This window comes from Stutzerimonas balearica DSM 6083 (genome assembly GCF_000818015.1).
GTDB classification, from domain to species: Bacteria; Pseudomonadota; Gammaproteobacteria; order Pseudomonadales; family Pseudomonadaceae; genus Stutzerimonas; species Stutzerimonas balearica.
Window position 1 is genome coordinate 2852361 of sequence record NZ_CP007511.1, and the last position, 12035, is coordinate 2864395.

At 65.8% G+C, this 12035-nt stretch carries 12 protein-coding genes; 7 read left to right on the top strand and 5 right to left on the bottom strand.

Going from position 1 to position 12035, the window contains the following annotated elements:
• Positions 1–298: 298 nt before the first annotated feature.
• A complete protein-coding gene (locus CL52_RS12995; RefSeq protein WP_041109376.1) occupies positions 299–2389 on the bottom strand; it encodes a glycoside hydrolase family 5 protein in 2091 nt (696 codons plus the stop codon).
• 515 nt (positions 2390–2904) lie between these two features.
• Between CL52_RS12995 and CL52_RS13000 the strand changes: the two genes are divergently transcribed.
• The gene (locus CL52_RS13000; protein ID WP_041109378.1) at positions 2905–3114 is read left to right on the top strand and encodes a hypervirulence associated TUDOR domain-containing protein; all 210 of its coding nucleotides are present in this window, start codon (positions 2905–2907) and stop codon (positions 3112–3114) included.
• Complete coding sequence (locus CL52_RS13005) at positions 3111–3701, top strand: DUF488 domain-containing protein (protein ID WP_043221123.1); 591 nt, start codon at positions 3111–3113, stop codon at positions 3699–3701. The genes CL52_RS13000 and CL52_RS13005 overlap by 4 nt, the downstream gene beginning before the upstream one ends.
• 2 nt (positions 3702–3703) lie before the next feature.
• Here CL52_RS13005 and CL52_RS13010 read toward each other — a convergent pair whose 3' ends face one another.
• The 3 genes from CL52_RS13010 to CL52_RS13020 all read right to left on the bottom strand — a co-directional run bounded on the left by CL52_RS13010 (position 3704) and on the right by CL52_RS13020 (position 8168).
• Entirely contained in the window at positions 3704–4540 is an 837-nt protein-coding gene (locus CL52_RS13010) for a CvfB family protein (RefSeq protein WP_043221125.1), read from the bottom strand.
• A 49-nt stretch (positions 4541–4589) separates the two neighbouring features.
• The gene (locus CL52_RS13015; RefSeq protein WP_043221129.1) at positions 4590–6923 is read right to left on the bottom strand and encodes a membrane-bound PQQ-dependent dehydrogenase, glucose/quinate/shikimate family; all 2334 of its coding nucleotides are present in this window, start codon (positions 6921–6923) and stop codon (positions 4590–4592) included.
• 102 nt (positions 6924–7025) lie between these two features.
• The gene (locus CL52_RS13020) at positions 7026–8168 is read right to left on the bottom strand and encodes a PQQ-dependent sugar dehydrogenase (protein ID WP_043221131.1); all 1143 of its coding nucleotides are present in this window, start codon (positions 8166–8168) and stop codon (positions 7026–7028) included.
• 186 nt (positions 8169–8354) lie between these two features.
• Between CL52_RS13020 and CL52_RS13025 the strand changes: the two genes are divergently transcribed.
• The 4 genes from CL52_RS13025 to CL52_RS13040 all read left to right on the top strand — a co-directional run bounded on the left by CL52_RS13025 (position 8355) and on the right by CL52_RS13040 (position 10813).
• On the top strand, positions 8355–8537 hold the full coding sequence (locus CL52_RS13025) for a PFL_1563 family small protein (protein ID WP_041109617.1): 183 nt from the start codon (positions 8355–8357) through the stop codon (positions 8535–8537).
• A gap of 66 nt (positions 8538–8603) precedes the next feature.
• Positions 8604–9329, top strand: coding sequence for an RNA pseudouridine synthase (locus CL52_RS13030; RefSeq protein WP_043221133.1), 726 nt, complete (start codon positions 8604–8606; stop codon positions 9327–9329).
• A gap of 87 nt (positions 9330–9416) precedes the next feature.
• Entirely contained in the window at positions 9417–10187 is a 771-nt protein-coding gene (locus CL52_RS13035) for a transporter substrate-binding domain-containing protein (protein WP_224110133.1), read from the top strand.
• An 80-nt stretch (positions 10188–10267) separates the two neighbouring features.
• On the top strand, positions 10268–10813 hold the full coding sequence (locus CL52_RS13040; protein WP_043221135.1) for a hypothetical protein: 546 nt from the start codon (positions 10268–10270) through the stop codon (positions 10811–10813).
• 16 nt (positions 10814–10829) lie between these two features.
• Here CL52_RS13040 and CL52_RS13045 read toward each other — a convergent pair whose 3' ends face one another.
• Positions 10830–11018, bottom strand: a complete 189-nt coding sequence (locus tag CL52_RS13045) for a hypothetical protein (RefSeq protein WP_041109621.1) — start codon at positions 11016–11018, stop codon at positions 10830–10832.
• A gap of 146 nt (positions 11019–11164) precedes the next feature.
• Between CL52_RS13045 and CL52_RS13050 the strand changes: the two genes are divergently transcribed.
• Positions 11165–12028 carry a DUF6279 family lipoprotein gene (locus tag CL52_RS13050; protein WP_043221139.1) on the top strand — a complete coding sequence of 288 codons (864 nt, stop codon included), beginning with the start codon at positions 11165–11167 and terminating at the stop codon, positions 12026–12028.
• Positions 12029–12035: the final 7 nt, after the last annotated feature.

The window sequence follows — 12035 nt, forward strand, 5'->3', positions numbered from 1 at the left end:
GGGGACCGGGTGGTCATATTCGAGTTCCATCGGTTCGGCGAACGGTACGGCACCGCGAAACTTGAGCAGCCGCCTTGTCATGGATGGCGCAAAGCCAGTGCGCGCAAGGCCTCCATGCTCTTCTAGCAAGACAGGAAGAACACTAAGCAGGCAACTTCAAGCGAAACGGTAATTGCCTGACTTCGAACTATTGCGGACGAGCCAAATGCCTCAGCTTGCGAAGAAAAACAAACAAAAAAAGAAACGGGCCATAGAGGCCCGTTTCTTCATTAGTTACGACTTCGGCACGTGATGCTTCTTACATCAGCGGCCCGATCGTGGTGCAGCTGGTCGCCGTGGCATGCTTTTTCAGGATCGGCAACTGCGGCCGGTACTTGTTGCTCGCCACGTCCAGCGACAGGGCGTACTCACCCCACCACGGGCCACCGGCCCAGTAGGTCATCGGCACACAGTTCTGGCGCAGGTAGCCCAGCAGGTTGTCCATCGCCACGAGGGCCGAGCTGGAGTAATCCGGAATGCCGTGTTCGCCGATATAGCCGCGCAGCTTGTTGGTCTTCAGCCATTCGACGAAGGGCTTGACGCGCTCGATACCGATGTTCGGGGCGTAGGTCTCGCTCTTGTCGAAGTAGTTACCCGAGAAGTCCTTGTCGATGTACATGTGCGCTTCGTACACCAGGTTGTTCTTCGGATCGCGCATCCACGGATCGGCGATCAGCTTGGCGTTGTAGTGCGGCCAGTGCCAGGCACTCGACCAGCGGTCGCCGGCAACGAAGATCCAGCGGCTGCCGTCCACCTGGCGCACGGCCTTGGCCGCTGCCAGGGCCGCCTGCGGCCACAGGCCGTTGGTCGAGTACGGCTCGTTCATCAGACCGTAGCCATAGACCGCCGGATGGTTCAGGACCTTCTGTGCCAGGCGCTGCCAGACGTTGGCGAAGGCGCTGATCGGCACTTCCGGCGAACCGATTAGCTTGCCGAAGTAGCGATAGTAGTTGTGCAGGTCGAGGATGACCTTCACGCCATGCTTCTGTGCGAAGTCGAGCGACTGGATCAGGCGCGCCAGCTCGGTGGCGTTCAGCTCGGTGTTCAGGCGCGGCTGGATACGCTCCCAGAGGAACGGCAGGCGCACCAGGTTCATGCCGTTATCGGCGTACTTCTTGTAGTACGACTCGGCCGGGTAGATGTAGTTGGTGCCGTGCGTACCGGGAACCACCGACGGGCCGAAACCGGCACCGGACAGGTTCACGCCGACGAGTTTGATCGGCGTGCCGTTGCCCGGCTGAGTCGGTACCGGCGCCGGTGCCGGCTGGCTGACCACCGGAGCACTGGGCTCGCTCACCGAAGGCGTCGTGGTGGTCGCACTGATCACGCTGATGGTCTTCGGATAGCCGACGGTCGAGCCGTTGAGCAGCGCGCCATCGACGAAGATGGCCATGTTGCTGCCAACCACCTGGGCGCGGGTGATCTTGCGGACCTGGCCGTCCGCCAGCTTGACCGAGGCACCAACCTTGAAGGCGGCCTGGTTGGCTGCGCTCGCGCTGATCGAGAACCCGGCCGCCTTGCGGTAGATGCCGTTCAGCCAATCGGTATTGGTGAAGCTGTTCAGCGCGGTGCTCGTCTGGGTGCTCGGTGCCGGAGCGGGCGCCGGAGCAATGGGGGCCGGACTCGCATCGGCGCTGGTGGTGGTGCCGAGCACGCTGAGGCTCTTCGGCGCGCCAACTACGCTGCCGTCTACCGCCGCGCCGTCGACGAACACGCTCATGTTGCTCCCGACGACCTGAGCGACGGTGATCTTGCGGACCTGGCCATCAGCCAGCTTGACCGATGCGCCAACCTTGAACGCGGCCTTGTTGGCTTCGGTAGCGGCAATCGAGAAGCCCGGCTTCTGGCGGAACACGCCGTTCAGCCAGTCGGTGTTGGTGAAGCCATTGATCGCGGCGCTCTGCACAACACCGACGGTGCCCGTGCTGCCTGTCGAAGTGCTCGGCGTCGAGGTGCCCGTGCTGCCGGCGCTCACGCTGTTCGGTGCGCCCACCTTGCCACCATCGAGCAAGGCGCCATCGAAGAAGACGCTGAGGTTGCTGCCAACTTCGTACACCTTGGTCACCTTGCGGACCTGGCCGTCGGCCAGACGAACCGAGGCGCCGATACCGAAGGCCGTCTTGTTGCTCGCGGTATTGGGAATCGAGACGGCCGGCGCACGACGAAACACGCCGTTGAGCCAGTCGGTATTGGTGAAGGCATTGATCTTGGCGGTAGCAGCGGTCTGCGATGCCGTCAGGGTGGTGGTAGCTGCCTGGACCGGGGCGACGACGCCGAAGGAGCCCAGTACGGCGATGGTGATGGAAGCAGCCAGGGCCTTGCGAGCGCCAGCGAAGACATTGATAGACATGTGTCTCTCCGAACTTAATACGACTAAAGGCGCCGTCGGCTGCCTTTAAAAAAGTTGTCGGGAGGTCATTGAGCCGTGGGGAAAAGTGCTTGCTCGACGAGGAACCACTTGCACACAACTGAACGATCCGCAGCACCGAGAAGCTCCGCTGTTCACCTGAACAACTCGGTAATTCCCGTTGCGTGGCGGCTTTATAATAGGTTTCTGGCGTCAGACAAAATTTATTTGGCGTCGAATTGGCGTCGAAAAGCCGTCAAATTCCCGAAAGGATATCGCAATGCTATCACTATGCGGCTTTTAGCCAGTATTAGTTGGCGTTGCAAGCGCGCCGTACAGAGCGCTTTCTTGCATGTTTCAGGCGTCAGTTTTTTGAATATCCGTTATTTGCCGTTTCGCTTGTTTACAAGCAACTTCCGACGAGTGGTACAGGGTTCAGGCTAATAGCAAAAAGACAGCAGAACCCCCGGTGCATCGAACGGGTCAACCGTTGTGTTCTCTCTTCAAGAGGCCAACCAATGACCAAGTACAAAGTGGGCGATCACGTCGGATGGAACTCCGAAGCCGGGCACGTCAGCGGCGTGATCATCAAGGTCCATACCCGCGATACCGAGTACAAAGGCCATACGCGTCGTGCCAGCCCGCAAGAGCCGCAATACGAGATTCGCAGCGACAAGACCGAGCACATCGCGATGCACAAGGAAGGCGCACTCAGGAAGCTCGAATGACCGCCGGGCCAGTGCGATGCGTCTGGACGGTCGGCCACTCGACGCGCTCGATCGAAGCGTTCATCGAGTTGCTGCAGGCCCATGGCATCGAAGCGATCGCCGATGTACGCCGTTTCCCGGGCTCGCGCCGGCTGCCACAGTTCGGCGAGCAGGCGCTACGCGAGAGCCTGGCCGCGTCCGGGATCGACTATCTGTGGATCGGCGAACTGGGCGGACGACGTCGGCCGCTAGCGGATTCGCCCAACGGCGCCTGGCGCAACACGTCGTTTCGCGGTTACGCCGATCACCTCGCCAGCGAGGAATTCGCCCTGGGCCTGCGGCGCTTGCTGGAACTGGCCGATCGCCGGCCCACCGCGATGATGTGCGCCGAGGTGCTGTGGTGGCGCTGTCACCGCTCGCTGGTTTCGGATGTGCTGAAGGCGCGTGGCGTGGAGGTCCTACACATCCAGAACGAGGGGCCGGCCGAACCGCACCCCTACACCGCGCCCGCCCGCCTGGCGGAGGGCAGGATCACCTATGAGCCGGGCAAGGGTGAGCCGCTGGGGCGCGAGGCGCGCGCCGAGCGCCAGGGCCGGCTGGATCTCTGAGTTCAGGCCTGCTCGATGCGGTCGGCATGGATGACGATGCGGCCCTGCTTGTAGAGCCCGCCGATGGCCTTCTTGAAGTTGCCCTTGCTTACGCCAAAGGCCCGTGCAATGGCCTCGGCCGGGCTCTTGTCGCTCAGCGGCAGCACCCCGCCCTGCTCTTCCAGCTTCTGCAGAATGAGCGCCTGCAGCGCATCGGCCGCCTCGTTGCCGAGCGGCTGCAGGCTCAGGCTGATCTTGCCGTCTGCGCGCAGCTCGCGGATGTAGCCGCGCTCGCGCAGGCCCGGGCGAAGAAACTTGAAGACTTCGTTCTTGTGGATCAGCCCCCAGTGCCGACCCTCGATGATCGCCTTGAAGCCGAGGTCGGTCTGCTCGACGACCAGGAGGTCGACCGGGTCGCCGACCCGATAGCGCGCCGGCGTCTTGTCCAGGTGGCGGTCGAGCCGGGCCGTGGCGGTGATGCGCCGGGTACGCGGGTCCACGTAGAGAAACACCACGCAGTAATCGCCGACCTGCAGCGGGCGCTTCTCTTCGGAATGCGGCAACAAGAGGTCCTTGGGCAGGCCCCAGTCGAGAAACAGTCCGATACGGTTGATCTCCACCACCTTGAGGCTGGCGAACTCGCCGACCTGCGCCTTTGGCTTGTCGGTCGTGGCGATCAGCTTGTCTTCGCTGTCCAGGTAGACGAAAACGTTCAACCAGTCGCCCACCTCGCTTGGCACATCCTTAGGGATGTAGCGCTTGGGCAGCAGGATCTCGCCGTCGGCGCCACCGTCGAGATAAAGGCCAAAGCCGGTGTGCTTGACGACCTGCATGCTGTTGTAGCGCCCGATAGCGGCCATGGTCCTGCCCTGTCTGTACAAAGGCGGCGATTCTAGCAGCGCCGCGCGGTCAGCGCGGCAGTGCGTAGGCGATCACCGAATCCCCGGCCTCGGTCCCCAGCGAGCCATGGCCACCGGCGACCACCACGACCATCTGCCGCCCCGAGGGGCTGCGGTAGGTCATCGGTGTCGCCTGCCCGCCGGCCGGCAGGCGGGCCTTCCACAGCTCGCGCCCAGTGGTGCTGTCGTAGGCGCGCAGGTAGTAGTCCAGCGTGCCGCTGAGAAAAGCGACGCCGCCCGCGGTGAGCATCGGCCCGCCGAGACTCGGCATGCCCATCTTGAACGGCAACGGCAGCGGCGCGCGGTCGCGTACGGTGCCGTTCCTGCGCAGCCAGTGGGTCTTGCCGGTGCGCAGGTCCGCGCCGGCGACATAACCCCACGGCGGTGCGCTGCAGGGCAGCCCGATCGGTGAGACGAACGGCTTGAGCTCAACGGCGTAGGGCGCGCCGAAGTTCTCATTCAGATAGGGCGGCTTGTCGGACACCAGCGTGCTGCTGTCGTCCTCGCGCGGCACCAGCGTCGAGGTGAAGGCCAGGTAGGCGGGCGCACTGAAGACCAGCTGCCGGACCGGGTCCACAGCCACCCCGCCCCAGTTGAACACGCCGAAATTGCCCGGATAGACCAGCGAGCCCTGGGTCGAAGGCGGCGTATAGCGGCCTTCATAGCGCAGCGAATGGAACTGGATATGGCAGAGCATCTGGTCGATCAGCGTGACGCCCCAGAGGTCCTCTCCGGTCAGCTTCGGCGGCTGGTAGGACAACGCCGACACCGGCTGCGTCGGTGCCGTCCAGTCGCCCTCGGCCGCGCCCTGCGGCGCCGGCTGCTCGCGTACCGGCAGGATCGGCTCGCCGGTGCGACGATCCAGCACGTAAATGTCACCCTGTTTGGTCGGGGCCACCAGCGCCGGCACCGGCCCGGCCTCGGTCTGGATGTCGACCAGGCTCGGCTGCGCCGGTACGTCCATGTCCCAGAGGTCGTGATGCACCGTCTGGAACACCCAGCGCAGGCGCCCGGTCTCGATCTCGAGCGCGACCACCGAGGACGAGAAGCGCTCGCTGTTCTCGCTGCGCCGACCGCCCCACTGGTCGGGCACCTGATTGCCGAAAGGCACGTAGATCAACCCCAGCGCTTCGTCCGCGCTGGAAATGCTCCAGCTGTTCGGCGTGCTCTGGCTGTAGGTCTGGCCTGGCGCGATGGGCTCGGTTCGCTCCGGGTTGCCGGGGTCGAAGTTCCAGCGCAGCTCGCCGCTGCGCACGTCGTAGGCGCGGATCACGCCGGACGGTTCGTCGGTGCGCACGTTGTCGTTCACCGCCCCGCCGACGATGACCAGCCCACGCGCGACGACCGGCGGCGAGGTGGAGTAATAGAAGCCTTCCTTGACGTTGGGCATGTTGGCCCAGAGGTTCACCTGACCGTTCTCCCCGAACCCGGAGCACAGCTGGCCGGTCTTGGCGTCCAGCGCCAGCAGGCGCGCATCGGCGGTCGGCATGAACAGCCGCTGGCGACATTGCTGCCCGGGCGGCGCCTGGCGCTCGACGTGATAGGACAGGCCACGGCAGGTCAGATGCTGGCGATTGCTCGAGTCGGGCACCTGCGGATCGAAGCGCCAGCGCTCCTGGCCGGTTTCGGCGTCGAGCGCGATGACGAGGTTGTGCGGCGTGCAGAGGTAGAGCGCGTCGTCGACCTTCAGCGGCGTGACTTCGTAGGTGGTCTCGTCGGGGTCGGTGGGCCGGCGCAGATCACCGGTGTGGTAGTGCCAGACCGGCTCGAGCCGTTCGACGTTCTGCGGCGTGATCTGCGCCAACGGCGAATAGCGCTGGCCCAGCTGGGTGCGACCATAGGCTTGCCAATCCCCGTCGGGCACCTCGCCCTGCCCGTTTGCCGGCGCCTCGGCCAGCGGCGGCGGCAGCATGCCCTTGAGGTCGTTCGCGTCGCGCCCGATTGCCAGGACCGCGGTCACGCCCCAGAGCACGACCGCCAGCAGCAGCGGCAGCGCCGCGCCACCCCAGGCACGCCAACCGAAGTGCTGCCAGCTCAGGCGCTGCACGACCCAGGGCATCAGCAGCCAAAGGCCGAACGGTGCGATGAGGCTGCCGCGCGGCGCCAGCTGCCACCAGTCCAGGCCGACCTCGTAAAGCGCCCAACCGAGCGCCGCGAGCATCAACAGCGCATACAGCCAGAGCGCGGTGCGTCGACGCTTGAGCAGCAGGATGCCCACCAGCAGGAACCCCGCCCCGACGGCGGCGAAATACCAGGTACCACCGAGATCCAACACCCGTATACCGCCGGCGACGAGCACCAGCCCGAGAAGAATGCCGAACACACCACTGATGACGACGGCCACCGCTGCCTCCTTTCCAGTGGATTGCGCAATCGGCCGCCGCCACGACGACCACTGGTCAGTGGACCGACGAGCGGCGCAATCGCTCCCTGAACAGTCGAAAATTCACTTCGGCTCCAGCCCCACCTGCAGCACCCGCCCGTCGCTGTCGTCGGTCAGCAGGTACAGATAGCCATCCGGCCCGAGACGGACGTCGCGAATGCGCTCGCCCATCGACGCCAGCAAGCGCTCCTCATGGACGATGCGATCGCCGTCGAGCTGCAGCCGGATCAGCGCCTGGCCAACCAACGCCCCGATGAACAGGTTGTGCTGCCAGGCCGGGAAACGTTCGGCGTCGTAGAAGGCCATGCCGCTGATGGCCGGGGATTTCGCCCACACATAGTGGGGCGCGACGGTGCCCTCGACGTGCTTGCCCTCCGCTTCGGGAATCGGCAACAGGCTGTAGTTGATGCCATGCGTGGCCAGCGGCCAGCCATAGTTGGCACCGGCTTGCGGGATATTGATCTCGTCGCCGCCGCGCGGGCCGTGTTCGTGCGTCCAGAGCTGCCCGGTCCAGGGGTTGAGCGCCGCGCCCTGCTGGTTGCGGTGGCCATAGGACCAGATCTCCGGCCGCGCGCCCTTGCGCTCGACGAAAGGGTTGTCCTCCGGCACGCGACCGTCGGGGTACAGCCGCACCAGCTTGCCCTGCAGCTTGTCCAGCGCCTGTGCCGTCGGCCGCTGGTTGTTCTCGCCCAGGGCGATGAACAGATGCCCCTGCCCATCGAATACCAGCCGCGAACCGAAATGCACGCCGTTGGAGAGCTTGGGCTGCTGGCGGAAGATCACCTCGAACTGCTCCAGGCGGCGGCCTTGGGCGTCCAGGCGGCCGCGACCGACCGCGGTGCCGGCCAAGCCGTCGCGGCCCTGCTCGGCATAACTGAGATAGACCAGGCGATCGCTTTCGAAGTCAGGCGACAACCGCACATCGAGCAGGCCGCCCTGCCCCTGGGCGAAGACGTCCGGCACCCCAGCGATCGGCTCGCTGATCTGGCCGTCCAGCGAAACCCGGCGCAGCCGCCCGGGCCGCTCGCTGACCAGCAGGTGCTGCCCGTCCGGTAGGAAGGCCAGCGCCCAGGGGTGTTCCAGACCGCTGGCGATTTCACGGACCAGTACCGTGCCCTGTTCACTGGGGTAACGCTCGGCCGCAAGCCCGGGCAAGGCCACCAGGGCCAGGCCGCAGAGCGCGGCGCGCAAGGCATGACGCAACATCAGCTGTCCTCCGACGCTTCGATAGATGACCGGGGCCGGGGCCGCCCCGCGTTCAGTCAAGCGCAAAACCCGGGCGCCTGCGCGTGCCGATACGCTTCAAAAAATGACCGCACAGACGATAGGCGAACAAATTTTGATCAGATCTGTATAATGGCCGGTTCGTTTTCACAGACAGAGACCGAAACCATGGCGTCCAAAGCTTCAGCGGCCAACCGCAAGTCCGAACCCGCCGTCGAAACCAGCGAATCGCTCGCAGCCCAGATGGCCGCGTACCTGAAGGCTGGCGGTGAGATCCAGCAGATCCCCACTGGTGTCAGCGGCCAGAGCCAGACGCCGTCGCGTCAGATCACCATCAGCCGCAAGCAGTAAGCCCTCCCCGTTGTGAATATCTGGCGAGCCCCGCTCGCCAGCACCCTTTTCCTCCCGAGTCCCGTCATGACCGATGCCATCCGCCTGTCCAAGCGCCTTGCCGACCAACTCGGCTGTTCGCGGCGCGAAGCCGAGCTATACATCGAAGGTGGCTGGGTCCGCGTCGACGGGCAGATCATCGAGGCGCCCTTTCACAAGGTCGCCCCGGCGCAGCAGGTCGAGCTGCTCGATGGCGCGGCGGCTCAGGAAGTCCCCGCGGTGACCCTGCTGCTGAACAAGCCGGCCGGGTGCCAACTGCCAGGCGACGCCGGCGAGCTGTTCGACTGGCTATGCCAGGCCACGCACTGGGCCGAGGCCCCGGCCGCGATTGCCCCGCTCAAGCGACACCTGCTGCGCCAGCAGCTGGTGCTGCCGCTGGAGCAGGCGGCGAGCGGATTGGTGGTCTGCAGCCAGCAGCGCGAAGTGATTCGCCTGCTCGGCGACAACCGGCGCGCGCCCGAAGAAGAGTACGTCGTCCAGGTCAGCGGCACGGCAAGCGGCGACGCCCTGGCGCGGCTGGCCAAAGGCCTCGTCCATCGCGGGCTGGCCTTGCCTCGTGCGAAGGCCAGCTGGCAGAGCGAGCAGCACTTGCGCCTGGTTCTCAAGGGCGCCCGGCCCGGCGATATCGACCGGCTGTGCGCGGCGCTCGGGCTGCAGCTGCAGGGCTACCGGCGTATCCGCCTGGGGCGCCTGCCGATGGGCAAGCTGCCCGTTGGCCAGTGGCGCCTGCTCGGCGAGCATGAACGCTTCTGAGCCGGCGATACGACGCGCGGCGACTTGCGCCGCCGGCCCTTGCGATCCACGCTGAGTTCATCCCGCGCGGCTGCCAGGAGTCTCCCGATGCCAATGACGATGCGCCTCTGCCTCGCCTTGCTGGCAAGCCTGTCGCTGCCCCTGCATGCCACCGAGCGCGTCGAGGTCTGGTCCTACAACCTGTCGCCGCCGTTTCACCTCAGTGACGGGCAAGGCCTTTCCTCCGCCCTCGTCGACCTGCTCAACCAGCACGCCGCGAACGACGGCCATCTCGATTTCTTCCTGCACGAATTGCCGCGCAAACGCCTGGACCTGAATCTCCAGCGCGGCAGGCCGGGCATCGTGCTCTGGGCCACGCCACGCTTCTTCGAACCGGCCAGCGTCGAGGGCATGCGCTGGTCGGCGCCGCTTTTGCTCGACCGTCAGGACGTGATCTCCCGCCGCGACGCGCCGGTCGAATACGACGGTCCGCAGTCCCTGCTCGGCCTGCGCCTGGGCGGCGTACTGGGGCATCGCTACCCCGAACTCGACGAGCAGATCGCCGCCGGGCGCATCCATCGCGAAGACGTGCAAAGCGACCTGCAGAACCTGGAAAAGCTGCTCGCCGGCCGTCTCGACGTGGTGCTGATGCCGCGCTCGGCCTGGCTGTACTACAGCCAGAACGGGGTCGACGCCGAGCAGCTGTACCTGTCGTCACGACCGCTGTACCCGATCGAGCGCCGGCTGCTCTGTACCTCGGCCCTGCCCGCGGCGACCTGCGATGCGCTCCAGCAACAGGTGGGCGAACTGCCGCAGTACCGCCAATGGCAGGCCCTGATCGGCCGCTATGGGCTGGAGCCGATCAGCCTGAAGCCCTGAGCGGCGGGGAACGCAACGGCGTATGGCGAATCGAAGCCGGCGCAGACATACTGCCGACTAGCTCACACAACGAGAAGGCAATGAACAAAGCACTGGTGATCATCACGGCGCTGGGCCTCGCCGGCTGTGCGTCCCACTCCTGCGACGAACCCTGGAGCGGCACTAGTTGCCGCGCCGATCGTCTGCTCTACCAGAACGACCTGCTGCAGGCCAAGATCCTCATCGCCGCCGGCCAGGAAGACGGCTACGAGCTGGCTCATGCCCTGCTCGAGCGCAGCGCGCCGCAGGACGAGCGCGGCGAAATCGAGTTCTATCAGGCGCTGCTGCTGATCCGTCAGGGCCCCGAGCCGTCGGAAGTCGTGCGCCTGCTGGAAAAGGCCGCCAACAAGGGCCATCCGCACGCCGTGGCGCTGCTCTACAAGATCCATCAGGAGCCCTACCTGATCGAGTCGCGTGACCTCGACAAGGCCGACGCCTACCGCGAGGCCTATACCCGGCTCGACGTCGCCCAGAGCGGTTATCCGTCATTCGAGAAGGCACTGGCGCTGGTCTCGCAACTGGTCGAGGCACCACCGCCAAGCGCCGCTTACGAACCGCGCTGCCCGGAATATTGCCGCAGCCAGTGACCCGGCATACGGCGTCTCAGGGCGCCGGCGTCTGCAGGATGCGCGGTTCGCTTTCACCGTCGGCCACCGCGCGTGCCTCCTCCTCCGTCCGGTAAGGTCCGCCGACCACCGTGCCGTCCAGCTCGACCACCCAGCACACGGCCCAGGTCGGGCGCCAGGCCTTGGGCACGTCGTCTCCACTCAAATGCTTGATCTGCAGGCTCATGGACATCTCCCGTTCGTGCGCCGCCATTTCGTGCGGCCTCGATATGCTGACCGCAGCGTCGCCGCTTTTGCTCGCCTGAATCCCGCTGCGCGGCGAACCGTCAGGGTCCGTTACGCTCTACTGGAGTCGTAGGGAGGGCAATTCGCATGCGATCGTTCCGTGCCTGGAGCCGGCCGTGGCTGCTGGCGGCGTTGCTGATATCGGTATTGACCAGCTGCAACCGGGTCGAGCTGGCCTATCGCAACCTCGACCTCTTGGTGCCCTGGACGCTGGACCGTTACCTCGACCTCGATGGCCCGCAGCGCCGCCTGCTGGCCGAGCGCCTCGAGCGCCACCTCGACTGGCACTGCAGCACCCAGCTGCCGCGCTACGTCGACCGGCTCGACGCGTTGCGCGCCCACCTCGGCGATCAGCCCGTGGACGAAGGCCTCCTGCAGCAGGCCTTTGCCGAGCTGCGCCAGAGCCTGCAGCAGATCGGCCGGCAGATCACCCCGTCGGCCGTCGAGTTGCTGAGCGAGTTGGACGATGAGCAGGTCGCACACTTGCGCCGCGAACTGGCCGAGCGCCAACGCGAAGACACGGAGCGCTATCTGCAGCCACCGCTGGAGCGCCAGATTCGCGAACGCGCCGAGCGCAGTACCGAGCGCCTGGAAAACTGGTTCGGGCCGCTCGAAGCGGCGCAGCGTCAGCGAGTGCTGGCCTGGTCATACAGCCTTGGCGAGCAGAATCGCCGCTGGCTGGAGAACCGACGCCAATGGCAGGCCGCGCTGCTGCAGGCGCTCGAGCATCGCCAGCAAGCCGATTTCGCCACCCGCCTCGCGCCACTGCTGCAGGACCGCCAGGCCCTCTGGAGCGAGGCGGATCGCGCCGCCTTCACCCAGGCCGAACACGCGACCCTGGCGCTGCTGCGCGACATCCACGCCGAGGCCAGCGAGCGTCAGCAGCGCCAGCTGGCCGAGCGGCTGGCCGCGCTGCGCCAGGACCTTGCCGCGCTGCAATGCACCGGCTGAGCCCGTG